This window comes from Metabacillus idriensis (genome assembly GCF_009674765.1).
GTDB classification, from domain to species: Bacteria; Bacillota; Bacilli; order Bacillales; family Bacillaceae; genus Bacillus_P; species Bacillus_P idriensis.
Window position 1 is genome coordinate 912,346 of sequence record NZ_WKKF01000001.1, and the last position, 26,375, is coordinate 938,720.

Annotated in this window: 25 protein-coding genes and 1 pseudogene; 16 read left to right on the top strand and 10 right to left on the bottom strand. The window is 41.9% G+C overall.

Features of this window, described 5'->3' with window-relative positions; genetic code table 11:
- Positions 1-10: 10 nt before the first annotated feature.
- Positions 11-340: a MerR family transcriptional regulator gene (locus GJU41_RS04485; protein WP_070879431.1), complete on the bottom strand. Its 330-nt coding sequence runs from the start codon at positions 338-340 to the stop codon at positions 11-13.
- Positions 341-531: 191 nt separating this feature from the next.
- Between GJU41_RS04485 and GJU41_RS24595 the strand changes: the two genes are divergently transcribed.
- Entirely contained in the window at positions 532-687 is a 156-nt protein-coding gene (locus tag GJU41_RS24595; RefSeq protein ID WP_165970943.1) for a hypothetical protein, read from the top strand.
- 412 nt (positions 688-1,099) lie between these two features.
- Complete coding sequence (gene fbpA, locus GJU41_RS04490; protein WP_070879423.1) at positions 1,100-1,285, top strand: Fur-regulated basic protein FbpA; 186 nt, start codon at positions 1,100-1,102, stop codon at positions 1,283-1,285.
- Here fbpA and GJU41_RS25460 read toward each other — a convergent pair.
- Entirely contained in the window at positions 1,265-1,564 is a 300-nt protein-coding gene (locus GJU41_RS25460) for a hypothetical protein (RefSeq protein WP_070879424.1), read from the bottom strand. The two genes, fbpA and GJU41_RS25460, sit on opposite strands and share 21 nt — an antisense overlap.
- A 108-nt stretch (positions 1,565-1,672) precedes the next feature.
- Positions 1,673-1,993 (bottom strand): annotated as a pseudogene (locus GJU41_RS24890) (DNA polymerase beta superfamily protein).
- 102 nt (positions 1,994-2,095) lie between these two features.
- Between GJU41_RS24890 and mobA the strand changes: the two are divergent.
- The 3 genes from mobA to GJU41_RS04515 all read left to right on the top strand — a co-directional run bounded on the left by mobA (position 2,096) and on the right by GJU41_RS04515 (position 3,558).
- On the top strand, positions 2,096-2,683 hold the full coding sequence (mobA, locus tag GJU41_RS04505) for a molybdenum cofactor guanylyltransferase (protein ID WP_070879425.1): 588 nt from the start codon (positions 2,096-2,098) through the stop codon (positions 2,681-2,683).
- Positions 2,684-2,694: 11 nt separating this feature from the next.
- Positions 2,695-2,916, top strand: a complete 222-nt coding sequence (locus tag GJU41_RS04510) for a hypothetical protein (protein WP_070879426.1) — start codon at positions 2,695-2,697, stop codon at positions 2,914-2,916.
- Between the two features lie 183 nt (positions 2,917-3,099).
- Entirely contained in the window at positions 3,100-3,558 is a 459-nt protein-coding gene (locus tag GJU41_RS04515) for a MarR family winged helix-turn-helix transcriptional regulator (RefSeq protein ID WP_396653165.1), read from the top strand.
- Positions 3,559-3,583: 25 nt separating this feature from the next.
- Here GJU41_RS04515 and GJU41_RS04520 read toward each other — a convergent pair whose 3' ends face one another.
- Together GJU41_RS04520 and GJU41_RS04525 are read right to left on the bottom strand one after the other, a co-directional pair.
- Entirely contained in the window at positions 3,584-3,922 is a 339-nt protein-coding gene (locus GJU41_RS04520; protein ID WP_070879428.1) for a hypothetical protein, read from the bottom strand.
- Positions 3,923-3,995: 73 nt separating this feature from the next.
- Positions 3,996-4,805 carry a hypothetical protein gene (locus GJU41_RS04525; RefSeq protein ID WP_070879429.1) on the bottom strand — a complete coding sequence of 270 codons (810 nt, stop codon included), beginning with the start codon at positions 4,803-4,805 and terminating at the stop codon, positions 3,996-3,998.
- A 181-nt stretch (positions 4,806-4,986) separates the two neighbouring features.
- Here GJU41_RS04525 and GJU41_RS04530 point away from each other — a divergent pair, with 181 nt between their 5' ends.
- The gene (locus tag GJU41_RS04530; RefSeq protein WP_083328386.1) at positions 4,987-8,211 is read left to right on the top strand and encodes an efflux RND transporter permease subunit; all 3,225 of its coding nucleotides are present in this window, start codon (positions 4,987-4,989) and stop codon (positions 8,209-8,211) included.
- A gap of 344 nt (positions 8,212-8,555) precedes the next feature.
- Here the strand turns inward: GJU41_RS04530 and GJU41_RS04535 are convergent, their stop codons facing one another.
- Positions 8,556-10,400, bottom strand: a complete 1,845-nt coding sequence (locus GJU41_RS04535; RefSeq protein WP_070876036.1) for a DNA ligase D — start codon at positions 10,398-10,400, stop codon at positions 8,556-8,558.
- A gap of 75 nt (positions 10,401-10,475) precedes the next feature.
- Here GJU41_RS04535 and GJU41_RS04540 point away from each other — a divergent pair, with 75 nt between their 5' ends.
- Complete coding sequence (locus GJU41_RS04540) at positions 10,476-11,006, top strand: D-glycero-alpha-D-manno-heptose-1,7-bisphosphate 7-phosphatase (protein ID WP_070876035.1); 531 nt, start codon at positions 10,476-10,478, stop codon at positions 11,004-11,006.
- Positions 11,007-11,026: 20 nt separating this feature from the next.
- Here the strand turns inward: GJU41_RS04540 and ku are convergent, their stop codons facing one another.
- Entirely contained in the window at positions 11,027-11,884 is an 858-nt protein-coding gene (gene ku, locus GJU41_RS04545) for a non-homologous end joining protein Ku (protein WP_070876034.1), read from the bottom strand.
- Between the two features lie 205 nt (positions 11,885-12,089).
- Between ku and GJU41_RS04550 the strand changes: the two genes are divergently transcribed.
- Positions 12,090-13,577, top strand: a complete 1,488-nt coding sequence (locus GJU41_RS04550; RefSeq protein WP_070876033.1) for an aldehyde dehydrogenase family protein — start codon at positions 12,090-12,092, stop codon at positions 13,575-13,577.
- Positions 13,578-13,886: 309 nt separating this feature from the next.
- On the opposite strand, the gene GJU41_RS04555 is transcribed toward GJU41_RS04550, so the two are convergent.
- Complete coding sequence (locus GJU41_RS04555; RefSeq protein WP_070876032.1) at positions 13,887-14,657, bottom strand: undecaprenyl-diphosphate phosphatase; 771 nt, start codon at positions 14,655-14,657, stop codon at positions 13,887-13,889.
- Positions 14,658-14,794: 137 nt separating this feature from the next.
- Here GJU41_RS04555 and GJU41_RS04560 point away from each other — a divergent pair, with 137 nt between their 5' ends.
- The 4 genes from GJU41_RS04560 (at position 14,795) to GJU41_RS04575 (ending at position 18,901) form a co-directional block, all read left to right on the top strand.
- Complete coding sequence (locus tag GJU41_RS04560) at positions 14,795-15,406, top strand: DedA family protein (protein ID WP_070876031.1); 612 nt, start codon at positions 14,795-14,797, stop codon at positions 15,404-15,406.
- A gap of 101 nt (positions 15,407-15,507) precedes the next feature.
- A complete protein-coding gene (locus tag GJU41_RS04565) occupies positions 15,508-16,305 on the top strand; it encodes a TerC family protein (RefSeq protein ID WP_070876030.1) in 798 nt (265 codons plus the stop codon).
- A gap of 680 nt (positions 16,306-16,985) precedes the next feature.
- Positions 16,986-17,732 (top strand): RNA polymerase sigma factor SigI, encoded by a 747-nt coding sequence (gene sigI / locus GJU41_RS04570; RefSeq protein ID WP_070876029.1) that lies wholly within the window; start codon positions 16,986-16,988, stop codon positions 17,730-17,732.
- Positions 17,729-18,901: an anti-sigma-I factor RsgI family protein gene (locus tag GJU41_RS04575; RefSeq protein WP_070876028.1), complete on the top strand. Its 1,173-nt coding sequence runs from the start codon at positions 17,729-17,731 to the stop codon at positions 18,899-18,901. The genes sigI and GJU41_RS04575 overlap by 4 nt, the downstream gene beginning before the upstream one ends.
- Positions 18,902-19,010: 109 nt before the next feature.
- Here the strand turns inward: GJU41_RS04575 and GJU41_RS04580 are convergent, their stop codons facing one another.
- Positions 19,011-19,217, bottom strand: coding sequence for an alpha/beta-type small acid-soluble spore protein (locus tag GJU41_RS04580; protein ID WP_070876027.1), 207 nt, complete (start codon positions 19,215-19,217; stop codon positions 19,011-19,013).
- Positions 19,218-19,393: 176 nt separating this feature from the next.
- Between GJU41_RS04580 and GJU41_RS04585 the strand changes: the two genes are divergently transcribed.
- Positions 19,394-20,590, top strand: coding sequence for an NAD(P)/FAD-dependent oxidoreductase (locus GJU41_RS04585; protein ID WP_070876026.1), 1,197 nt, complete (start codon positions 19,394-19,396; stop codon positions 20,588-20,590).
- 2 nt (positions 20,591-20,592) lie between these two features.
- Here GJU41_RS04585 and GJU41_RS04590 read toward each other — a convergent pair whose 3' ends face one another.
- Positions 20,593-21,282, bottom strand: a complete 690-nt coding sequence (locus tag GJU41_RS04590) for a DUF1836 domain-containing protein (protein ID WP_070876025.1) — start codon at positions 21,280-21,282, stop codon at positions 20,593-20,595.
- A gap of 150 nt (positions 21,283-21,432) precedes the next feature.
- Here GJU41_RS04590 and htpX point away from each other — a divergent pair, with 150 nt between their 5' ends.
- The 3 genes from htpX (at position 21,433) to GJU41_RS04605 (ending at position 26,173) form a co-directional block, all read left to right on the top strand.
- Positions 21,433-22,311 (top strand): protease HtpX, encoded by an 879-nt coding sequence (gene htpX, locus GJU41_RS04595; protein ID WP_070876024.1) that lies wholly within the window; start codon positions 21,433-21,435, stop codon positions 22,309-22,311.
- Positions 22,312-22,551: 240 nt separating this feature from the next.
- Entirely contained in the window at positions 22,552-23,898 is a 1,347-nt protein-coding gene (locus GJU41_RS04600; protein ID WP_154318089.1) for a TrkH family potassium uptake protein, read from the top strand.
- A gap of 259 nt (positions 23,899-24,157) precedes the next feature.
- The gene (locus GJU41_RS04605) at positions 24,158-26,173 is read left to right on the top strand and encodes a penicillin-binding transpeptidase domain-containing protein (RefSeq protein ID WP_170292750.1); all 2,016 of its coding nucleotides are present in this window, start codon (positions 24,158-24,160) and stop codon (positions 26,171-26,173) included.
- Positions 26,174-26,375: the final 202 nt, after the last annotated feature.

Genomic DNA, 26,375 nt, shown 5'->3' on the forward strand with positions numbered 1-26,375 from the left:
TTTTTGCCGCTCATTTCTTATTCCGAAAATGAAATTGCGCGTTAAGCTGGCCTTCGAGCATTTTTTTGCGGTAATCCGGTTTGCTGCGCATTTCTTTTTTTCGCATTTCTTTTAGGATTTCATTAGTCTGTACCCCATCTTCCCGTTTGTTTGCGATGTCCATGAGCCTCTCCACATCAGAAAATGAATATTTTCTTGTTCCCCGTGTTGTTCTTTGGGGAGAAATTAAATGTCTTTCTTCATAATAGCGGATCTGCCTTAGTGATAAGCCGGTGAGTTCGCTGACAATTCCAATTGAAATTACTTTTTTGTCTTTATATGAGTGGTCGTGCTGTTCCATCTTTCCACCCCGCACATTAGATTCTTTTTCCAATTATACCTCACTCTGAATTGAAAAAGTGAAGTTTTGTGAGAAAATCTAACACGGTTTGTGAGAAAAAGAAAATAGTATGTAAGGTTTATTGACAAGAATGCTGATAAAAGTTTTGGTTCTTATTAAACTAACAATAAGAGTTTGAAGGAGGAGACAGCATGGACATGAAGAAGGCAGCTGAAATTGCCAAAAAAATAGTGGAATTAGATGTAAGGAGGGATGAGATGCTTGAGGATCTTCAGACCGTTATCGGGAAAGATGCTCATGAATTTTTGCGCTTTGTGCAAAATGGTTTCTTGAAAAAATCATCCTGATTGGCTGCTGAGGGGATTGAGGAGGAATAGCCTGCTAAATATTGAGTCAGCTCATGGATGTATTCTTCTGTGAATAATGAAGTTACATCACCGAAACGATTAAGATTCGTTTCATATGCACATAAAAATAGAAGCTTTTCATCTGGAATAGAAAGGCGTGCGAAAAAGAGCTGTTCATGCTTTGGTTCAAGGGTATTAAGGAAGTAAATGTCTTGATCTTGATGGTTTTTGCGGAAAGCTGCCGGCCGAATATGCTTCACTGTTTCATCATCTCCTGAATCGATTTAGAAACTAGTGTCGACCATTTACAGCTTTTTAACACATGTCAGTGAATTTTTACACTCACTTAACTGAAGGGCAACAATTAGAGGGTAGAGTTAAGAGAGGACAAAATGAAAGGGGAAATGAGAATATGAGTAAATTATTCCAAAAAGCATTGGAAGATCAAAGAGCCTTTTACTGCAAGAAGCTATTATCGCTTGGCATTTATAATCCAGAAGTTTTAAGCAGCATGACCCTGTCAGAGTTAAAAAAGGAATATCATTATTTTTATAACAATATCCCTTTAATCAAGCTTTCACATAAAAAATCTGTTTGAACCTGAGTTCAGAGTGTTTAAAAAAAGAGCATTCAACCTGTATGTGATCTTGTCTTTATTGGGGCTTGGAGAAACTTTTCGGATGACAGAATCAATTTCGCGCATGCTGTTTTCGATAAATTCATGTAATAATAATAGCCTCGGTTCAAAGTCGAGTTCGTCTCCGGCTTTTTTTCTTGCGAGCAATGAAATAAATATCTCTTTTAGCTGCTGCGCTGCAGGTGCAACATGCAGCAATTGAGCAATTGACTGCGAGGGAAACGTTTGATGGTTCAGCACCCACTATGCATACAAAATAGGTCTTACTATATTCAGCAAATGCTTAGCTTTTTTCCTTTTTCCACAGTCCGCCATTATCTGAATATGAAGGATACGGCTACAAATGATTCAACACCTTATCTTCTGCGTAAATAAAAGGAGAATGAAGCACTCCTTTAATGAAGAGTTTGATTTTTTAAGAAGCTTCAGCGCTTTCTTCAGATCACAGCCGAAGATATCCAGCCCTTCTGCAGACCCCTCAATCACATCTCTCCCTTCATCAATCTGCAAATACCAATTTTTCTTTCTTATTTAGATAAAACGGACATCATAGTCGCTTTCATCAGAGTGACAGCCCCATGCTGTGCTTCCTGATTCACAGGCATACTGGATGGAGATTTCTTCATTCTTCGCTAATTCCTGCAGTGCTTCTTCAATGATTTTCCTCATCTGTTTCCATTCTCCTTATAAAATGAAATTAGAGATAATAGCTTCCAATAATCATTGTGTGTTAAGATGAGAAAAAGATGTGAAGGCAGGGGCTAAATGGGAATGAAACTTGCAGGTATCGTTTTAGCCGGCGGGCAGTCACGGCGGTTTGGTTCAGATAAAGCGCTTGAGCCATTCGAAGAAAGTACTTTTTTGGATTTTGCTTTAAAAAATTTGAAAGCGGTAACAGAAACCGTGGCAGTTATCGGCCGAACAGATCATTATAATGAGAACGTTCAATTTTTCGGGGATAGCGCCAAATATAAGGGTATGGGCCCTCTCGCAGGACTATATACAGCCATGAATGAGGTTCAGGCAGAATGGTATCTCGTACTGGCATGCGATATGCCGCTTATTGATAAGGAGATTCTGACAGTTCTCCTATCAGGCATAAATGAAAAACAGGCGGCTGTCATCCCTGTCATACACGGAAAATGTCATCCTCTATGCGCCTTATATCATTGTTCAGCTTTATCTGAGATTGAGAGATTATTAGATCAAAAACAATTAAAGATGATGACCTTGCTGGATCAATTAAATCCCGTCTATTTAGACGAATCTAATTTCAAGAATCCCGGCCGTTTTGCCAATATAAATAGGAGAGAAGATCTGAGGATTTTAGGAGATGGTCACCAGCAAAGTATTAATTAGGAGTGGGGACAATGGACATGAAGGATTCCTCATTCCAGATGAACTCCCTGAAAAGTGGAATCAAAGGACCTATACGAGTCCACAAAACAGGTCAAATCCTGAAAAAGAGGAAACAAAGGCCCTGTATGAGTTCAAAAAACAAGTCAAATCCTGATAAAGAGGAATCAAAGGCCCTGTATGAGACCAAAAAACAGGTCAAATTCAGAAAAAGAGGAATCAATGGACTAGTATGATTCCTCAATTAGTCCAATTTACATTATAAAGGGAATCTTTATACCGCAGTGAAGCTCCCTATGAATCTAGTGATTCAAAAAAAGAAACTACTTCAAAAAACACAGGATTGATAGTAGAATAAATGATAGAACTGTGTGAATTTTAAGACATTTTAAGAATGTTAAAGTAAGAGGGCGATGAGAATGGTGTCTTATACAGATGAAGAACTTGAACTTTCATTGAATTTATTTAAAACGTTTGCAAGATCTTTTAAAAGTGTGTCAGAGCACTCCATCCGCGACAGCAAAGAACATGGCTTTAATCCGACGGAGTTTTCAGTGCTTGAACTGCTTTACACGAAGGGCCCGCAAAAGCTTCAGCAAATCGGCTCAAGGCTGCTGCTTGTCAGCGGCAATGTGACCTATGTTATTGATAAGCTTGAAAAAAATGAATTTATCTACCGTGAACAAGATCCAAAAGATAAACGGTCTGTCTATGCGAAGCTGACTGAAAAAGGTCAAACCTATCTGGATGAAATTTACCCGATTCACACGCTTAGAATGGCGCGCGCCTTTTCGGGGCTTTCAACTGAAGAGCAGCAGCAGCTCATGGCCTTGCTGAAAAAAGCAGGCGTTCATAGCCAGCATTTATTGTTTCGTTAAAAAATCCCGCACATGCCGGGATTTTTTATTGTTTAAACAGAAAATAGTACGTATTTTCCACATTCATTTTCTTTGTATAATCCATCCATTTGATGTTTCTGGTTTGGCTGTCAAGCTTTGTATTCACTTCATGTTCAATTTCCTGCATGAGTCTGGCCGTCTGATCATAGGTCATACAAAAGTGTTCTGCGGCTTGCTTATAGGGTGAATGCCTGACGAGCAGCTGAATGAACTGGTCTTTTGATTTTGCCTTTTGTGCAAGCTTTTCCTCCGCATGTTCAATAAATTGATAAAGCTCCCGTTTTTCACTAGGGAGGGCAGCCAGTATTTGTTTCGTTAACAAGTCTAATAATGTTGAATTCATGTTATTTCACCTTTAAAACGTAATCATTACTATTTGTAATATAAACGATTTCTTTCTTAATTGAAAGAAATGTTTATTTAAAGAAAGAAATCCAAATAAGACCGCTCACTGCTGAAAAAAACAAATGAAGACCTGCGAATACAGCAAATCCGTTTGCGCTTACGACAGTACCGAGCTGAAATAGTATGGCTTGAAAGCAAAGCAAGCTTATAAATAAAAGGGACTTGGCTGATTTGTTTTTGGACAGCGTCATAAGTGTGTAAATCAAGCTTGCCAGGCAATAAAAGATGGAGTTGCCCGCAATATGATCTCGTGCTGCATCCGAAAACCAGCCAGGCTGAAAATGATACATAGAAAAAGGAACAGTTGCAGCCCAAGTCAATGAAAGCGTGATTGTTACATTAATAAAATAGAGGGACATCATTTTTGCTGTGAGATTCCCATTTTTCAAAAGGCTGTACCAGACGGAAGAAATATAGAATGCAACAGGAAGGAAAGCGGTTGTAAAGTAAGTTTTCCACCAATGATGCTCGTATATTTCTAAATGCAAGAACAGGACCTCTATTGCAGATATACATAAACTGATCAGCAGCATGACTGGAACACCGAGTCTGAAAAAGGCGATGACGACAGCTGTCATCGGTACAATCATGACCTGGCTGAAAAGCGATCCAAATGTGCTGTCATAGAAAGGGTCTGCGATAACTTCAGGCTTATACGTGTATGAATGAAAGAAAACAAAAATGAGAATTTCAAATAAGTATGCAAGACCTGCATTGAATAACCATAAGGGAATCAGCAATTGCGGGTCTTTTTTTGCAGCAGAAGCTGCAAGGAACAGGCTTATGAGAAACAGCAGGAAAAACCAGATGAAATTAGGCATAGATCGGCTCCAAATATGTAAGGATAAGGCTTATTTTTGACTGCCGCCCGCCCAAATATGTTTTCTTTTTCTATTACGACGGAATACGAGCTCAAAACATGTTAAAACTTGTAATGAAGATCAGCGTTTAATATAGTATCAGTACGATTATCAGATACAGATCCGGGAGATGAAAAGCAGCGTGAAAATAAGTTCTTTTTCCATTAGAAGACCCGTCTTTACGATTGTAACCATGTTTTTAGTGCTGATCTTGGGCATTGTTTCTTTTATTAACATTCCGCTAAAACTCATTCCTGACATTAATCCGCCAGTTGGAATTGTTGTTACCAACTATCAGGGAGCGAGCCCGGATGAAGTTGTTGATAAAATTTCTAAGCCCCTGGAAGAATCGCTTTCGACTTTAGAAGGCATTGACACGATTACGTCAACCTCTCAAGAGGGTGCAAGCTTAATTCTGATGCAATTTTCATGGACGACGAAAATTGATGATATACAAAATGAAATTCAGAGCAGAATTGCAGATGTACCTGTGCCTGATGATGCGGATAAACCACGTTTTTTAAAATTTGATCCTGCACAATTCCCGATTATTCAGCTGTCGCTTACTTCTGACGGTGACAGGAAAGAACTGCAGCAGCTGGCTGAAGACTTAGAGCAGGAGCTGACGAAAACTGAAGGTGTAGCCAACGTCAATCTCTCAGGGCTAACCGTTGAGGAATTAAAGGTTGAGCTGAATGAAGATAAGTTAAAAACCTATCAGCTGAGTCAGTCCGAAGTTGTTGATGCCATCCGTTCAAATGTGGTGACGATGCCCGGTGATCCGATTATAACTGAGGGAAAACAGCTGACGACGCGGGTGATTTCCGCGATAGACTCAGTTCTGACTTTAAAAGAAATTATTATTGCCAAAGATCCAGGCAGCGGTGATGATGTACGGCTTTCGGATCTTTCAACCGTTGCCTTAAAACCTCAAGAATCTGACACGATTACAAGAGCCAATCAGCAGCCGTCTATCCTTTTAAGTGTGCTTCAGCAGTCAGATGCCAATACGGCAGCTGTATCGAAGGCTTTTCAGGAAAACTTGGATGAGCTCCTTCAAAATGAAAAATACGAATCGATTGCAGCAGACGTCCTGTTTGATCAGGGAGATTATGTTGATCAGGCGATCGGCAACATGCTGAATACGCTGCTGATCGGCGGCATTCTGGCGATGATCGTTCTTTTTGTTTTTTTAAGGAACGTAAAAAGTCCGCTTATTATCGGGATCGCCATTCCCTATTCTGTAATTGTGACCTTTGTCCTGATGTATTTTTCAAAGTTTTCGCTGAACATCATGACGCTCGGAGGCCTTGCGCTTGGAATTGGCATGCTTGTTGATAATGCGATTGTTGTGATTGAAAATATCTATCGTCATTTATCGATGGGGAAGGATCCAAAGAAATCAGCTTATGAAGGAGCAAGAGAGATGGGTCCGGCAATTATTGCCTCCACTCTTACGACAGTGGCCGTCTTCTTGCCCGTTGTCTTTATTACAGGAATTATCGGGGAACTTTTTACGGAGTTTGCTTTAACCATCGCCTTCAGTTTATTTGCCTCCCTGTTTGTCGCTTTAACGATTGTCCCAATGCTTGCAAGCAGACTGCTTAAGCGGCCATCTGAAAACCTGGAAGAGAAAAGACGTGATACCGCATTTATCAGGCGGCTTGATGCAGCAATCAGGTGGACCCTGCGCAACCGTGCGCTAGTGCTCATCCTCACTTTCGTTCTATTCGGGGCCAGCCTTTTCGGCTTAACAAAAGCAGGGGCACTCTTTCTGCCGAATACAGATGAAGGATTCTTTACTATCGATGTTGAGCTGGAAAATGGATCGGCTCTTGAAACAACAGAAAAAACAATTGAGGCGATTGAAGAGAAGCTTGAGGATAAAGAGGATGTCGAGCTGTATGTGAGTTTGATCGGTTCCACTCAGGAGCAATCTTTCAGAGGGACGGCAAGCACCAACATTGCCGAGGTCTATGTGAAAATGGCGGAAAGCGATAAACGCGAGATTTCAACGTTTGATTTTATTGATGATGCTAAAAAGGAAATTGAGAGTGCCGCACATGGAGTGAACCGTTCTGCTGAGCTTTCATTCAATGTTCAGTCCACTTCAGGTTCTTCACCTAACACGGTAACGTTTAATGTCAGGGATACAGATGCAGAAAGACTGAAGAAATCAGTCAGACGGGTTGAAAAATCAATCACTGAGCTTGGTGATGTGACTGAGGTGACAACAGATCTAACAGATACAATAGAAGAAATTCAAATCAACGTAGACAGGAAGAAAGCAGCTGATCAGGGACTTGCTCCTGCTCAGATTGGCATGGTCGTAGCAGATGCAACACGCGGAACGGATGCCTTTCAGCTTGAAAATGCAGAAAATAATGAAATCTACAATGTCTCAGTCAGCTATTCCAAAAATGCAACAGAAAACATCAGCGCCTTATCTAACCTTCAGCTGAAAAAGCCTGATGGCACGTTTATACCCTTGAAAGAGGTAGCATCAATTGAAACAGGCGAAGGTCCAAGTTCTGTACAGCGCATCAACAAAGAAAGTGCCGTTCAGTTTACAGTGAAGTTTAAAAACTCAGCAAACCTTGGAGATGTGTCAAATCAGATTGATCAGGAAATAGAAGACTTAAAGCTGCCGGAGGAAACGGATATTTCCTTCAGCGGAGACAGAGAGCTGCTCGAATCAAGCATCGACGATATGATTCTGGCATTCGTTCTGGCTGTCGTGTTCATTTATATTGTGATGGCCGCCCAGTTTGAATCGTTTAAATATCCATTTGTCATTATGTTTACCGTACCGCTTATGATCATCGGTGTTGCGGCAGCGCTGCTTGCAACCGGAACATCCATCAGTCTGACTGTGATCATAGGAATCATCGTCCTTGCCGGTATTGTCGTGAATAATGCTATTGTGATAGTTGATTATATCAATCAGAAAAAAGCAGAAGGTTATGGAACATATGAGGCGCTCGTTGAATCGGTAAAGGTAAGAATCCGCCCAATCTTAATGACCGCATTAACAACCATTCTTGGTCTGATCCCGCTCGCGCTTGGAATTGGTGAGGGGACGGAAATCAACAGGCCGATGGGGCTTACTGTGATTGGCGGGCTTATTTCCAGCACGTTCCTCACACTGTTTGTCATTCCAATCATCTACAGTCTGTTTGATAAAGAGACCCGCACGATGAACAGAAAACTAGCCGCTGCAGATGGTTATCCAATTGATGCCCGTGTGCATGATGCTAAGCATGAAAACCAAGAGGATTCAGCTGAAGCGAAATACAGCCAAAAAGAAATGGTCGATCTGCTGGAACAGATTACAAAGCTTGTTAAAGAGAAAGATTCGGATAAGTAAAAATGAGGGTGCTCTGAGGATTGGAGCACTCTTATTGTTTTGGAATGGCTCTTTTCGTAAATATTGTTGCTTTTAGACTAGATGTTTTAAACCATTAGTGGATCTACGCTGCAGGAACTTGACTCCTGCGGGAAAATAGAGCGAAATGGAAGACCCCGCAGGCTCGCCGAGGAGGCTTCCACGCTCCCCGCGGAAAGCAAGTTCCTGCAGCGGAAAGGAACGGACAACATTTATAATCAAAAACAACAATCTATGCGAAAACAGCCTTTGTAATTTACTTGCCGAAATCGCATAAATCCTTTCCAAAACGGGCAATTTACTAACTTTATCCATTTACCTTTTAATTATAAAGGCTGCTGTGATTTATTTTTAGAGATAAAATCAAGTACCTGCTCAATCACTTCGTCCTGCGGGGAAGTAAAGTAATCTTGAAATGGGCATCCATCTTTTACTCTCTCTGATGCAACCTCCATAGTAAATTGATTAACCCTCAGATCTTCCGTCACTTCATCCCAGTATAGAGGGGCCGCCACAAATGCACCATCAGGATTCCCCCTTACAGAATAGGGGGCAATAATCGTTTTACCTTCAGCATGCTGGATATAGTCGACATACAGCCGGTTTCCCCGGTTTTTTTTGAGCCGCTCGGTCGTATACAGCTCAGGGAAAGCATTGACTAAGTAATTCGCGATAAAAGATGTAAACTTTTTTGTCTGGTCATATGAAAAACGATTTTTGGTCATGGGAATATGAATCTGAATGCCTTTTCCGCCTGATAGCTTTGGGAAAGAAGCAAGGCCGAATGAGTCAAAGAGCTTGCGCATCTCACACGCTGCTGAAACCGCCAAGTGAAAATCATTCCTCGATGGAGGGTCTAGATCAAAGACAATTTCATTCGGACAGGAGGAATCATAGGTCTGGAAAGGGATATGAAATTCCAGGGCGAGCTGATTTCCAAGCCAGATCAAGGTGGAGATATCGTTGCACAAGATATAGTCAATACCGTCCTGCTCCGAGGTTGCCACAAACTTTGGCGCATAATCCGGACAGTTTTTTTGATAAAAGGCTTCATCAGACGTTCCGTGCGGATATCGAATAACCGTCAGAAGTTTATTTTTCAAGAAAGGAAGCATATAGTCGGAAATCTCCGTTAAATAAGCCAGATAATCTGTTTTCGTCCGCAGGGGTTTTTCCCACAGCGGTTTATCAGGATGTGTGATCTGGACTTCTTCGTGAAACGAAACAGCATTCAGCTTCAGCTGCTCCCATGTGCATTCTGCAGGATGCTGATCAAACCGGAATGCTGAAAAAGATGGCTCGCGCAGCTGATTTTTATAGAGCTCCAGAAATTGCAGCTCCACGCAGATCGCAGGGGAAATCGTGATCCATTGTGAATCCTCCCTATCTTTATTTTCCTTTAGAATCTTAATTAAAGAATCACGGTCAGATCCCTCGAGCCCGTGAGAAAAAACACCAGCGTCTATCACCTTCTCTCCTTTGTATACACCCGCTTTAAAATACCCATTCTTCTTGTCATATCCTATAATGAAAAACAAAGCATATTTATAATTTTTTATTTTCAGCCAGGATTTCGTGCGCACTCCGGCCTCCCACTTGCTTTTGTGTTCTTTTGCAATCATTCCTTCCGAATCAAATGCCCGAATGTTGCTCCATAGGGTCCTAGATAAGGACGGGACATATTGAATGAGCTGATTGTTTTTTATAGGTTCAAGCGGGAATCCGCATGCTGCTGCAATGCTTTTCAGTCTCTCTTTTCGTGAAAGATAATCTGAAAAAGCCGTTTTTTCGTGCTTGCATTCAAGAATATCAAATATCATATACTGGCACGGATTTGTTTCTGCCGCTTGGCTGATCTTGTCTTTAGCCCTCATCCTGCCGCGCTGCTGGATGACTTCAAAGGATGCTTTATAAGGGTTTTTTAATGACACGAGCTCACCGTCAAATGTGCACGGCATAAATTCCTGCAGCCTGTCAAAGATAGATTGGACAGCATCTATGATTTCAGGGAAAAGCGGGCCAAGATCTTTTCCGTTTCGGCTGATAAGAGTAGTTTCTTCTTCTGAAATGGACAAAATGGCCCTGAATCCATCATATTTGACTTCATAGCTCCACTTTCCTCCTTCAGGAATTTGGGCTGAAAGGGTTGGAAGCATTGGTTTTACATACATGGCAATCGTCCTTTTGCATTTTTTTAACTTACAATTTCTCATTAGAATTCTTTTTATGAAAGGGAGCGTTTTAACTTGAAAAAAGCTATTTTTCTGGATCGTGACGGCGTGATAAATGAAGTTTTATCGGACCGCGTCAAATTCGTGAATCATCCGTCCCAGCTCTATCTTTTAGAAGGAGCAGCAAAAGCTGTAAGGCTTCTCTATGATAAAGGCTTTACCATATTTGTCGTGACGAATCAGGGAGGGGTAGGGCTTGGCTATATGAAAGAGGAGATGCTTCAGCGGATTCATCAAAAAATGATCGGGGAAATTGAAAAAGAGGGCGGCCGTATTCAAGAGGTTGCTTATTGCGCTCATGCCCCGTATGCCGGATGCAGCTGCAGAAAGCCAGGACCTGGCATGATCACAACTCTTGCTTTGAAGCATGGAATCAATCTGGAGCACAGCTACATGATCGGCGACCGCGATGTTGATATCCTTGCAGGCAAGGCCGCTTGCGCGAAAACGATTTTAATCGGTTCAGAGGATCATGGTGCAGATTACCGGTTTGACACTCTGTTTGAAGCGGCTGTTTGGATACTTAAAGAGGAAAACCTCGTATGACCTGACGAGGTTTTCTGATATCAGGCTTTTTTACGGGCAGTTTTCGTTTTTTTCTTCGCTTTGGCTGGCTCCTGTTTTTTGGCAGCAGTCTCTTTTTTAGCTGGCTTTTCTTTTGAGCGGTCAATGCTTGCCTGAAGAGCGCTCATCAGGTCAACGACATTTTCACGCGGTGCATCTGCAGGTGTTTTCCCTTCGTTTTTGCCGGCTTTTTTCTGAATAAGATTAAGCAGGGCTTCCCTGTAGTCATCCTTGTAGGTTTCCGGATTGAAGGTTGTAGTTAATTGATCAATCAGCATGATAGCTGTTTCAAGTTCTTTTTCCCCAAGCTCTGTTTTTTCCGGCACACTTGGAACGTCTGTTGTATTCCTGACTTCATCCGGGTAATGAATGGTTTCCATGACAATGGTATTCTGATACACGCGGACAACAGCCAGCTGCTGCTTAGAGCGGATGGTCATTTCGGCAACACCGATTTTTCCTGATTTTAAAAGAGCTTCACGAAGCAGAGAATAGGCTTTTCCGCCATTTTCACCGGGACCGACAAAATAAGATCGGTTGAAATAGATGGGATCAATTTCTTCCAGGTTCACAAAATCAATAATTTCGACTGCTTTATCTTCATGTTCTTGTTTTAGCTGTTTCAATTCATCTTCATCTAAAATGACAAACTTGCCTTTTACATATTCATAGCCTTTGACTATATCGTCATTCCCGACTGTTTCATCGCAGTTTGGACATTTTTTTTCATATTGAATAGGGGTATGGCATTTGCTGTGTAAATTTCTGAGCTTCACATCTTTATCTTCAGTAGCTGCATATAATTTGATTGGGATATTTACAAGCCCGAAGCTGATCGACCCTTTCCACATTGTGTGCATGATTTTTCTCCCGCTTTCCTTTTTTTCTTAGCTTCTGCGTTTATACCCTGATAATGCGCAGAAAAAAATGGTTTTTAGCTGAACACCGTCAATTCTTTTGGGTATAAGACGATAGTACAAGTAGATGCGTTTTTAAAAAGTTGAAAAGTTTATGATCTTTTTTAGTGGAATACCTAAATAACGATGCCGAAAAGGAGGGGCTGCAATGTCCCGCAATCAGTCTATGACTGTCCTGAACCCAGCTACTTTAAACAGTGCTGAAAATATAGATGAAACACCTATTTATCACATTCAGCAAATGTATGATCTATCAAAATCAGCCTCAGACACATGGAAAGAAAAAAGTGTGAAGGAACGGCTTGCCTTCATTCGAAAGGTAAAGGACGTAATGCTAGACAGGATGGATGAAATCATTGATGTGATAGCAGCCGATACTGGAAAAGTGAAAGTAGAAGCTGTCACTGCTGATGTGATGCCGGTTTTGGATGCGATTTCTTTTTTAGAAAAAACGGCGGAAAAAAGTCTTGCTGCGCGCCGTGTGCATACTCCTGTCACTTTCTGGGGAAAGAGAAGCTACATAGAATATATGGCAAGAGGAACAGTGCTTGTTATTTCACCATGGAACTATCCGCTGCAGCTCTCGATGGTTCCGATGCTGAATGCTCTTGCTGCCGGAAATTCCGTTATCCTCAAGCCTTCCGAAGTAACGCCTTTAGTAGGGAAATGTATTGAACATTTATTCATGCTTGCTGACTTTCCAAAAGGGCTCGTACAAGTCGCTCATGGAGGAAAAGACGTGGGAGCTGCGCTGACGGGCGGAAAACCTGATTATATTTTTTTCACCGGATCGGTTGCGACAGGGAAAAAAATACAGGAGGAAGCTGCAAAAGAATTAATACCATCGACGCTTGAACTCGGAGGGAAAGATCCAGTCATTATTTTTGCAGATGCCAACTTAGACCGTGCTGCAAAAGGTGCAGCGTGGGGATCTTTTACAAACAGCGGTCAAGTGTGCATGAGCTCTGAGAGGATTTACGTAGAGCAGAGTGTTTATGCAGAATTTCTTGAAAAGCTGCAAAATGAAACGGTTAAGCTCAAACAGGGAACTGACGTAAATGATGATATTGGATCCATGACCTATCCCGGTCAGATTGACGTTATTAAAGAACAGCTGGAAGAGGCGATTGCTGAGGGAGCGCATTTGGTCACCGGCACTTTTCCGCGAGATTGGGACTTGTCTGCTGGACTTTTTATTCCTCCAACTATTGTTGTTGATGTTCATCAAAAAATGAAGCTTGTACAGGAAGAAACATTCGGTCCTGTCGTAACGGTTATGCCTTTTACATCTGAGAAAGAGGCAATAGAACTTGCAAATGACTCCATCTACGGATTGAATGCAAGCGTTTGGAGCAAGGACATTAAGAAAGCGAAACGGGTCGTTTCAAAGCTTGTCACTGGAAATGCGGTCATTAATGATGTGATGATGTCAGTTGCCAATCATCATCTTCCATTCGGCGGAGTGAAGCACAGTGGAATAGGGAAGTATCACGGCAAAGAAGGCATTCGTGTGTTCTGTCACGAAAAATCAGTTTTGCTTGATCGAGGAAAGAAAAAAACGGAGATTCAGTGGTATCCGTATCAAAATAAATATCCTAAAATCCGCTCATTTTTGAAGCTGATGTTCAGAAAATAAGGGATTTTCTAATAAGTGTAAAAACTGAAGCAGGCAGGTAAAACAAATGTTTTTCCTGTCTGCTTTTTTCTATAGGCTCTTTTCAAAACTTTGTTGTTATTAGACCCCATGTTACAAACTATTAGTGGATTGCAGCGGATAAACTTGACTCCTGCGGGAAATAGAGCAAATTGGGAGACCCCACAGGCAACGCCGAGGAGGCTCCCATGCTCCCCGCGGAAAGCAAGTTCCTCTCGCTGCAAGGAACGGACATCATTTGTAACCTAGAACAATCATTATGCGATTGGACAGCCCCTTTTTTCCTTGTGTCTAAATCGACTGAATTATAATGACCAATATTCCCAAAGCCCATACATAAACGGCAAATCCTTTTAGAGAGTGCTTTTTTACATAGCCGATCATCCATTTTACTGCGATGTAACCAGTGAATGCAGCGCTCAAGGTTGCCAAAAGCAATGGCATGAAGCCGATTGAAGCTGCCTGCCCTGAAAAAAGATCAGCTGATTGAAACACGATGGCTCCAAATATCGCAGGGATGGAAAGCAAAAATGAGAAGTAAGCTGCGGTTTCTTTATCCAATTTCCGCATCAATCCTGCAACAATCGTCATTCCTGACCTTGAAATCGCCGGAAAGATAGCAAGCGCCTGAAAACACCCGATGAACAAGGCGTCGCCGGCTGTCAGATCATCCAGTTTTTTTGACCCCTTCTTAATGGAATCAGCAAACCATAAAAACACTCCTGTAATTAAAAACTCCCACCCGATGGTGACGCCTGACTTTGAAATGCCGTCAAAAAAATCACTGATAAATACCCCTGCGAAAACAGCCGGCAGTGTTCCCAGGAATAATAAAAACGTCAGCTTGGTAAAAGGATTTTTCAAAAGCTTCAGCAAAATATCCCGGTAAAACACGATAAGGGCGATAAAGGTTCCGATGTGCAGCATCGTATCAAGGAAGATGCCCCCGTCCTCCATACCAAACAACATTCTTCCCAAGTAGAGATGTCCTGTTGAACTTATCGGCAGAAATTCAGTCAGACCTTGTATAAATCCTAATATCATTGCCTGCAGCCAATCCATTTCTTCACCTCGATTAAAGAGTTGGCTCTTTTTCCGCAGAAAAAAAGCCGAAAATTAAAAATCTGTAAAGTTGTCCCTTTTTAATCGTATGTGTAGTATGATAGCTTGTAGAACTGAAAAGGAGTTTGGTACTGAACATGGAACATTACATTCTGGCTTTTATTGAATACTTTAAAGACCTTTCGTACTTTGGCGTGCTCCTTGCACTATGCTTTGAGTTTGTGCCTGCTGAAGTGGTTCTTCCGCTTGCGGGGTATTGGGTTTATCAGGGAGATATGACTTTATGGGGAACGGTTCTTGCCGGCACAGTCGGCGGAACAATCGGACCGCTGACTCTTTATGCGCTTGGCCGCTACGGGGGAAGACCATTCCTTATTAAGTATGGAAAATATATGTTCATCAATGAAGAAAATCTTTCGAAAGCAGATGCTTTTTTCGAAAAAAACGGAGCGATGGTTGCATTTACCGCCCGTTTCCTTCCCGGCGTCAGAACGCTGATCTCCATACCATGCGGAATGGCTAAAATGAACGTCTGGATTTTTTCCATCTATACGTTTGCTGCCATGCTGCCGATTACATTTTTGTATGTATTTCTTGGATTTAAATTGGGCGATAAATGGGAGGAAGTCGGCGGAATAGCCAACGACTATCTGCTTCCTGCAGGGATAGTTGCTGTCATTGTTTTTCTTTTGTACAAGTTTATGACAAGGAAAGCAATCAAGCCGTCAACATTTACTCATAAGAATTAACAAAAAACACCTTTGCCATGATTAGGCAAAGGTGTTTTTAGGATAGAAGTGAAATGATAGTGGGTATATAGATAAAATACGCTATTAGGAGGAATGAAAGAATGGATGTAGCTTTATTGCTCGAGTACGGCTGGGTTCTTCTTGTATTAATTGCCCTTGAAGGGATATTAGCAGCAGATAACGCTTTGGTCATGGCCGTCATGGTTAAGCATTTGCCTGATGATCAGCGAAAAAAAGCGCTGTTCTACGGATTGGCGGGAGCTTTTGTCCTGCGCTTTGGTTCCTTGTTTTTAATTTCATTTTTAGTGGACGTCTGGCAGGTTCAGGCGATTGGAGCGATTTACCTCCTGTTTATCTCAATCAATCATATCCTTAAAAAGTTCGTCTTCAAAAAGGATCTCCATAATCAGAAGGAACGGAAGGAATCAGGTTTTTGGGGAACCGTTATTAAAGTCGAGCTTGCAGATATTGCCTTTGCTGTCGATTCGATATTAGCTGCGGTTGCACTTGCTGTAACCTTGCCTGAAACGGCCCTTCCGACAATCGGGGGTCTTGATGGCGGTCAGTTTTTAGTCATACTAGCAGGCGGAGTCATCGGTCTGGTCATCATGAGATTTGCAGCAAGCTATTTCGTCGCCCTTCTGCAAAAGCGGCCGAGTCTTGAAACTGCAGCGTTCGTGATCGTTGGCTGGGTAGGTGTGAAGCTCGCGTTATACACATTAGCACATCCGGAGATCAATCTTATAGATAAGCATTTCATTGAGTCTGCCACTTGGAAGCTGATCTTCTGGATCGTCCTTTTAGGCATCGCCATTGCAGGCTGGTTCCTTTCAAAAGACGAAAGCGGCAAGCCGGAATCAGAAGAAGAACGCATGATTGAAAAAGCGGAGCACAGATAAGAAGGAGGGTTTTGTAAGATGAGTCCTAAAAAAAAGCAGGAAGGAAATAACATTTGTTTTTCCTTCCTGCTTTTTTTCTGTATGCACTTTTCGTAAACTTTGTTGTTTTTAGACTATAATGTTAAAAATCCTTAGTGAATTGTAGCGGAAGGCACTTGACTCCTGCGGGAAAATAGAGGGAAATGGGAGACCCCGCAGGCAAGCCGAGGAGGTTCCCATCCACCCCGCGGAAAGTAAGTGACTGCAGCGGAAAGGAACGGACAACATTTTATTATCAAAGACAGACTTTCTAGACAGCCCCTTTTTGCTTCCTAATAATAAAAAAAAGGGTAAAAAGGGATTTTCCCTTTTTTAGAAACTTTTCCCATTAATTAGATAGAAATTTCAAATTACAGCCAATTTTCCTATATTTTTTCACATACTTTGTAATCTTTTTGTAAAAAAAGAATTTTCACGCCCTCAAATTCCAAGTTCATTTCGTAGCTTTTTAGTGAGAAAAAAATAATTGAGAGGAGTAAATCCGCAGGTTTAAAATCATCTGACAGCTTCCAATCTTTTTCCGTCTCCCATTACCTTTAATCCGACGGGCAAGCATAATTCCAATTTTCTTCCTTTGCGCTCTCCATGCAAATTAGCTATGATTATACGAAGTAATATGGGAGAAACTGAGGTGAGAACCGGTGCTTAGCCTACTGTTTAAACTTGGCAAAAAGAAACCAACTTTAGAAGAGACCGTCTTGCAGATCCAAGATGGGGACCAGCAAATGCAGAACACACTAATTGACCAATATAAACCTTTCGTGGCAAAAACCGTTTCTTCGGTCTGCAAAAGGTACATTGATGAGAGAGACGATGAATTCAGTATCGGACTCATTGCTTTTAATGAGGCCATTGAAAAGTATTCAACTGAAAAAGGGAGCTCGCTTCTTGCGTTCGCCGAATTGATTATAAAGAGAAAAGTGATCGATTATATCCGGAAAGAAGCAAGAAATGCGCAGACCGTGAACATTGACCTTCAGGAGCATGAAGAAGGCGAAGTCTCGCAAAGCAAGATCGAGGCGGATCTGTCAATTGAAGAGCATCAGAAACTGATCGAGCAAGAACAGCGCAGAGAAGAGATTATTTACTTCCAGACAGTGCTGCAGGAATTTGGCTTGTCTTTTTCAGAACTGATGGAGCAATCTCCAAAGCATATGGATGCAAGACAAAATGCAATTAAGGTGGCGCAAATTCTTATTGAACATGATGAACTCAAGCGCATCTTGTTCGCAAAAAAACAGCTGCCGGTCAAACAGCTTGAGGCGCTTGTATCTGTCAGTCGCAAAACTATAGAGAGAAATAGAAAATATATTATTGCAATGACAATTATTTTATCTGGGGATTACATTTATCTGAAAGACTATATAAGAGGGGTGCTTCAATCATGAAAAAAGGGATCGTCGTTGATCGAAATGATGATTACGTTACATTACTTACCCCCGATGGACAATTTTTGAAAGCAAACAAACAAAAACGTTCATACGAGCTGGGTGAGGAAATTACTTTTTTTCAACTTTCAGATACAAGCGAAAGGGCAAAGTCATTAAGCATCTTTAATTTGCACGGAATAAGAAACGGGTTATTGACAGTTATGGCTATTATTCTTCTTTTTTTTACAGTGCTGCCCGTTTTTAAAGATGACAAAGTGTATGCTTACATGACAATTGATATCAATCCAAGCTTTGAACTAAGATTGAATGAAAAGCTTCAGGTCGTGCAGATCGAGCCGATGAATGAAGATGGGAAAAAAATGCTTGGTGATATAAAAGACTGGAAAAACAGAAAAATCTCAGACGTTTTTACCAAAATTGTCGACAAAAGCAAAGATTTAGGCTATTTAAAGGGCGGTAAAGAAATATTTATTACAACGGTGACCACAGATAACAAACATGAATCTGCCAAAAAGAAAATGCTTGCGGATGTTGATGAACTGAAACACTCATATGAAAGCGAAAATGTGAAAGTCAGTGCAGTTGAGGCGGATGTTGAGACTAGAAAAAAAGCGTCAGATCAAGGCATTTCAACCGGCAAGTATATGCAATTAAACCCCAAACCTGCCAAACAGCCTGCAGAAACTCCTCCTTCAAAAGAAAATAAGGGCGAGAAAGAAGAAGGAAAGCAAGAGACACCTATTCATTCAGATGAAGAAGAAACCAGCAAGGAAACGCCTCCAGCCTTGAAGCCTCCTGCGGAAGAGACAGAAAAACAAGCGCCTCCTGAAAAACCGGCAAAAAGAGAAAAGCCTGAAATAAAAGAGGAAGAGCTGAAAGAGACGATTCCGGAGAAGAAAAAAGTCATTCCTGAGCCGCCTCAAGATAAAGTATCGATAAAAGATACAGATAAAGAAGCTGAGAAAGCAAAAAAAGAAGCAGAGAAAAAGCGGCGTGAAAACGAAAAGGGCAAATGGCAGCGTGAAGACAGAGATGACGATGAAGATGATGACGACGATAGAGATGAAGATAGAAGAGAAAAAAATTGGGGCAAGTATCAAGATGATCGAGACAGAGATGATGATGACGATGAAGACGACGAGGGGTCAAGATCTGATCGTGATTAATTCATAAAGTGCCAAAAAGAATGATTAGAGCGGATTGGCGCTTTTTAGTTTTTACATAGCTTGTAATAGGAGAACCGCCGGGTGCATGCACCCGGCGGTTTTTGCCATGTTATTCAGTTTTAGAAGGTTGTCCGCCAAGTCCTGCTTGTGCTTGAGCGACTAAGCGTTTTGTGATTTCTCCGCCAACAGATCCGTTAGAGCGTGCTGCTGTATCAGATCCAAGAGTTACTCCAAATTCCTGAGCAATTTCATATTTAATTTGATCCAGTGCCTGTTCAATTCCTGGAACAAGTAATTTGTTGCTGCTGCGTGCCATTGTTTTCAACTCCTTTTTATTAAGTGATGCAGCCCTTATTGGCTGTTCCTATAGTGTTGATTTCAGCAGAAAAAATATACTGGCAATTGTCACCGTACATCAGCATGAATAGGTGCTGAATGAAAGTGATGGAATAACAAAAACTACCTTCACATACTAAAGGAGGCGGTGAAGAGATGGATATCCGAAGCGGCACGTTTTTCTGGCCTGAAACACTGGCTGCTAAGCCTTTTCCAGCCTTGGAGGAGGATATCAGCTGTGACGTCCTAATCATCGGAGGCGGCGAGTCTGGTGCCCACTGTGCTTATTTTTTAAGTGAAACAGAAATGGACGTCGTATTGGTTGAAAAGGATCGGGCCGGCAGCGGAAGTTCGAGTGCAAATACCGGACTGCTGCAATATTCGAATGATAAAATGCTGACAGCCTGCGCAAACTCCTTTGGCGAGGAAAAAGCGGTGAGGCATTACCGGCTTTGTGAACAGGCATTACGAGGATTAGAAAAGCTGGTTCCGTCCCTGTCTATCAATCCTGATTTTAAAATAAGAGAGAGTCTGTATTATGCAACTGATGAGGCAGATAAAGAAACCTTAAGGAAGGAATATAACATGCTGAAAAAGCATTCCTTTCAGGCAGAGTGGCTGACTGCTTCTGATATCGAAAGAATGTATGGATTTAAAAAAACGGCAGGAATCCTCTCGGGAGGTGACGCAGAAGTGAATCCTTATAAGCTTGTGACTTCACTTATTGGTGCAGCTGAAGCAAATGGTGTGCGTATTTTTGAAAAGACCGAGGTAAACGGGAGGAAATTTGAGCATGGTTATGTGATGATGTATACAGCAGGCGGGGCATGCATTAAAGCGAAGAAGGTCATCATGGCAGCCGGGTACAAAAATCAGGAAATCAGGCGCGAACACAATGCTGTTTTGTCCAGTTCATATGCAATTGCTACAAATAGACTGACCAAGAACGAAATCTGGTACGGGCAAACCCTTATATGGGAAACAGCAAGGCCTTATTTATACATGAGAACGACCGCAGATAATCGTATTATCGCCGGAGGATTAGATGAACCATCAATAGATGCTGAGAAAATAAATTCGAAGCTGGTCCACAAAAGAGATCAGCTCCTGCTTGAAGTGAAAAAGCTTTTCCCTGAACTGAAGCTTGAAGCGGAATACTTCTGGGGAGCCGTATTTGGAAGCATTCATGATGGGCTTCCAATGATAAAAGAATACCCTGAATTGCCGCACTGCCTGTTTTTGCTTGGCTATGGCGGGAACGGGACCATCTGCAGCTACGTGCTTGCAAGCCTCATCCGGGACCATTTAACAGGTAATCAGAACGATGACCTTCAAATATATATGGAGAGGTAATCTTATTTTTTTTCGAGATGCTGCTGAAGAAACCGTTCGGTTCTTCTTTGAAGATAAGAGGCAATTACGGAAAGAACGGTAACCGTTAAAATGTTCTTTACCTGGATCCATAATTCATTTGAAATATCATGAAAAAGATCCCTGGAAGCCTCGATCTTGTTTAAGATTTCTTCCTCCATTTCGTGCTCTGATAAGGAGAAAACCGTAATGGATTCCATTCTTTCGAGAATTTCTCCATATGCAGCGTAATAGGTTAAGGGAGAGATTAAGTCATCGCTGCGGTCTGATAATGTATTAAACAAGCTCATTAATAATTGCCTGATTGTATCAAAATCAAAAACCGATTTTAAATCTCTGACAATCAGCAGAATGGCAGCTTGTTCAATTGAATACTTCTTGCCGAGTTCCGGCGGACCGATCAGTTCCTTTATGTCACGCTTTATCCAGTTTTGAATGGAGGTTGACTTCAGCGACGTTAATTCGCACAGCTGTGCAAGAGCGACGATTTCATTTGTCGACAGGCCCCTTGGGAGTGGTTTGTGATTTTTAATAATATCAGGCAGTGCGTTTTCCGGGCCGTCGTGACCGAAGCCTAATTGGTTAAGCAATTCAAGCGGGGTTTGTCCGCTTTCTCCTTTTAAAGCAAGCAGCAGCCTTGCCATATCAGATCGCTTTAACTGAATCGTTTTCATCTCACACCTCTTTTCTGATGTAATAGCCCTTTGAAAGGGCCGCTTTTCCTGAGTTTACCAAAATGTTTTTATTTGCTTTATATCATGTATTTTAATTATAATATGATTATAATACAAGTTCACTTGAACTCAAAATGGTGGAGGTGCAAGATGGCTAAACGGATTTTCCTCTTTATTTTAACAAATATTCTTGTGCTCATTACGATAGGGGCAGTCCTTTCCCTGTTAGGAGTTGGCTCATATGTGACGGCTTCAGGTGGAATCGATCTCATAAGCCTGCTTGTGTTTAGTGCAGTCGTCGGTTTTACCGGGTCATTTATTTCTCTCATGATGTCTAAATGGATGGCAAAAATGATGATGGGCGTGAAGGTGTTAAAACCTGATCAATCATTATCTGACTATGAAAGAAATCTTGTAGACCGTGTATACAGATTATCGAGAGCTGCCGGTATTACGAAAATGCCGGAAGTAGGGATCTATCAATCGCGCGAGGTAAATGCTTTCGCAACAGGTCCATCTAAAAACAATTCGCTTGTGGCTGTATCTACTGGCCTGCTTGAGGAAATGGATGATGCAGCGGTTGAAGGTGTGCTCGCCCACGAGGTAGCGCATATCTCAAACGGTGACATGGTGACAATGACATTGCTTCAAGGTGTTGTCAATACATTTGTTGTCTTCCTTGCCAGAATTGCAGCATGGATCGCATCCAGATTTGTCAGAGAAGATATGGCGCCAATTGTTCATTTTATTGCGATTTTGATTTTCCAGCTGCTGTTTTCTATCCTTGGCAGCCTTGTGGTCTTTGCTTATTCCCGCCACCGCGAATTCCATGCCGACAACGGCGGAGCGGATCTTGCGGGAAAAGACAAAATGGTTCATGCGCTGCGCACCCTTAAAGGATACACACAGCGGATCAACAACGAGCAATCGTCTGTTGCCACGCTTAAGATCAGCGGGAAGCGCGGGCTTGCTCTCTTTTCAACACATCCTGACTTAGATGAGAGAATTCGCCGTTTAGAAGCGAAATAAACAGGGAAAAGCAGATGGGACTAAGATCTCATCTGTTTTTTTGTGTTCGAATTACTATGCCTAGTAATAGTGATTCAAAGCGGATGTATGTTTTTTTCGCTTCATGTTGAAAATGGAACATAGGCCTGGTATGAAATCTTTCTTTTGGGAATTTCCAAATACCCCTTTTCATCTGCTCTGCTTTTCATTATGATAGAGACCATGCAGTTAACCCCATTATTTAAGGAATGAACATAAAAAATGAAACGATTTAAATTATTCTTGCAGAAATTAACTCCGTTTCAGCTGATAGCAGCCTATTACATTATCGCAGTCAGTGTTTCGGTTGCTTTATTGAGCATGCCTGTTGCCCATCAGCCAGGGGTGGACTGGGGGTTTATGGACGGTCTTTTTACAGCGGTAAGCGCAGTAAGCGTGACTGGTTTAAGTGTTGTTAATATATCGGATACCTTAACCGTACCAGGCATTTTTATCCTTATGTTTGTTCTTCAATTCGGCGGAATTGGAGTCATGACGCTCGGTACCTTTGTCTGGCTGATTGTGGGAAAACGAATCGGCCTTAGAGAGAGACGGTTGATCATGGCTGATCAAAATCAATATGCTTTGTCTGGCATTGTGAATTTGATGAAGCAAATTTTGCTTTTGATCCTGATTATTGAGTTCAGCGGAGGCATGGTCCTCGGCACTTATTTTCTGAAATACTATCCGACATGGCAGGAAGCTTTCCTGCACGGCTTTTTTAACTCTGTCAGTGCAACCACCAACGGCGGGTTTGACATTACGGGTGCTTCGATGATTCCCTATTCACATGATTACTTCATTCAATTTGTCATCATCCTATTAATAACACTAGGTGCCATTGGCTTCCCGGTTTTAATAGAAGTGAAAACCTTTCTGTTCAGCAAAAAAGGGAAATACCGTTTTACCCTCTTTACGAAACTTACGACGGTTACATATGCGCTGCTCGTTATTGGCGGCACGATTATGATCGCATTGCTCGAATTTCAATTTTTTTTCCTGGATAAATCATGGCATGAGACCTTTTTCTACTCGCTGTTTCAGTCAACCGCAACGAGAAGCGGCGGGCTCGCAACCATGGATGTCAGCCTGTTTTCTGAAGCAACACTGCTGATTTTATGTGCCCTGATGTTTATCGGTGCCTCCCCGAGCTCAGTCGGCGGAGGAATCCGGACTACGACATTCGCGCTTAATTTACTGGCGCTTTATCACTTTGCAAAAGGGAACAAGACAATCAAAATCTTTAAAAGAGAACTGCACGAAGACGATGTTAAAAAATCACTGGTGGTTACCTTGATGGCTTTCGTTCTTTGTTTCACATCTGTCTTTATTTTATCCATTACTGAAAGGTTTACCTTCATCGAGATCCTGTTTGAAGTTTGCTCTGCATTCGGAACAACGGGGCTTTCGATGGGGATTACACCTGATTTGAGCATCATCGGAAAATGCATCATTATGGTCCTCATGTTTATCGGCCGGATCGGAATTGTTACCTTTATCTACATTATCGGTTCAAAAGAAGTCAAACCAAATTATCATTATCCAAAGGAACGAGTCATTATCGGATAATTAGCAGCAGCGGGCGTTTGTTTGCGCCTGCTTTTTTATGGGATAAGAAAGTATTATGTTTTGCGCTTTGATGTCTAGCTCCATCGCCCAACTCCTCGGCCAGAACGGTTCCGCCAGTAAAGGCAAAAAGCGCCTTTACTGGCAGATCCTTATCTGTCTGCCTGCGCTATCCTTATGGTTTCAAGGATGTGCACCATTCAGGAAAATAATCCCTTGTCTATGCTATACTTAATGTATCAACAAACGGGAGAGATCAGATATTGTGAAGAAAAGTCCTATACTCGCTGCAATTGTACTGCTGCTTATCGTTTTAGGCGGCTGTTCAAAAGGGCCGTCACCTGAAGAGAGATTTCAGGAATATGTCAGCCTGTGGAACAAGCAAAAATTTAACGAGATGTACGATTTCTTATCAGCAGACGCAAAAAGCAAAATGACCGAAAAAGAGTTTACAGACCGGTATAAAAAAATCTATGAATCCATTGAAGTCAGCAATTTGAATGTTACATATGCCAAACCGGAAGAGGATGCAGACAGGGGAGATGAGAAAAAAGCTTCTCTGCCATATGCATTAAAAATGGAGACAATTGCAGGTCCGGTGGGGTTTGAACAGGATGCTGTTTTTGTCCAGGAAGAAACGGATAAAGAAGAAAATTGGTTTTTAGCATGGAATCCAGCAATGATTTTTCCTCAGCTGAAGGAAGGGGATGCAGTCCGCGTTTCTGAACTAAAGCCGCTTCGGGGAAGTATTTTTGATAAAAACGGAAAAGGAATCGCCATACAGACAAAAGTTCCTGAAATTCAAGTTGTTCCCGGGCAGCTTGGCGATGAGCCTGAAAAGGTAAAAGCGGAAGCAGCTAAATTGCTGAATCTCACCGTCCAAGACATCGACGCGAAGCTCTCAGCCAACTGGGTCAAGCCTGATGTTTCTGTGCCAATTGTGAAAGTGGATCCTGCCAATAAGGAGCTTCTTATAAAAATCACCTCACTGCCGGGCTTTCAAAAAGCAGATGTTAACAGCAGATATTATCCGCAGGGAGAAAGTTCTGCCCATCTGTCCGGATATGTCGGCAGCATAACAGCTGAGCAGCTTGAGAAGCTAAAGGATAAAGGCTATACAAGCACCTCGCAAATCGGAAAGACAGGCCTTGAATATGTGTACGAGGAACGCCTGAGAGGAAAGACAGGCTACAGAATCTTTATTGAAGCTTCCAATGAGACGATTGCAGAAACGCCTGCTGAAAATGGGGAAGATATCACAGTCACCATTGATGCCTCCCTGCAAAAGCATCTGTATGATCAGCTGAAAGGGGACTCAGGTACTGCTGTTGCTATCCACCCTAAAACAGGAGAAACCCTGGCGATGGTCAGCAGTCCATCCTATAATCCCAATGCCTTTGTTTTTGGAATGTCTAGCGAGGCTTACAAGATACTAGCTGAACATCCGCAAAAACCGCTCAGCGCGAAATTTAACAAAACCTTTTCACCTGGTTCAACATTTAAGCCTATTACGGCAGCTGTTGGGTTAAAGACCGGAAGCATTGATCCTGAAGCTGTTAAGAAAATTAATGGCCTGACATGGCAAAAAGGACCTGAGTGGGGCAAATATACAATTACGAGAGTTTCAGAAAAGTATTCATCTGTAAACTTAGAACGTGCACTTGTCTCATCCGATAATATTTATTTTGCACAAGCAGCTTTAGCTATCGGACCTGAAGCCTTTAAAAAGGGCTTAGAGGAATTTGGATTCAGTGAAGATATTGATTATGCATTTCCAATTGCAGCTTCATCCGTTTCAAATTCTGATTTAGCATCTAATGAAGTTCTGCTGGCAGACTCAGGCTACGGACAAGGGGAAGTGCTGATGAGCCCTATGCATCTTACAGCGGCCTATACCGTCTTTTTAAACGAGGGCAGCATGCTGAAGCCGTATCTGGAGAAAAAAGAACAGCCTGCACCTGAAATTTGGAAGGAAGGCATTATCAGCCCTGAGCAGAACTCGATTATTTTCTCTGATTTGGTCAAAGTTGTAGAAGATCCAAACGGAACAGCTCACAAGCCGAAATTGCCGAATATCAAGCTTGCCGGCAAAACAGGAACCGCGGAGCTGAAAACGACTAAGGAAGAGGTCGGGAAAGAAAATGGCTGGTTTGTCGGAATGAACACTGAGAACCCTGAACTATTAATTACGATGATGATTGAGGACGTAAAAGACCGAGGAGGCAGTCATTACGTCGTTCCAAAGGTCAAAAATGTATTTTCAAGCTATCTGAAGTGAATGTAATATTAAATAGACTGTATGGTACCCTAAAGCGAGCAAAATAGGTGTTTTAGGTACTCAAAGAGCAGCTATTGTCACCAAAAACTGTAAAAATTCTGTTATTGGCGGTTCTGAAAAATACAGTTACGATTGTAAGTGATTTGCCTATAGTGAACCTCTCATATTGAAAAAAAGCTATTGCCAGCGGCAATAGCTTTTT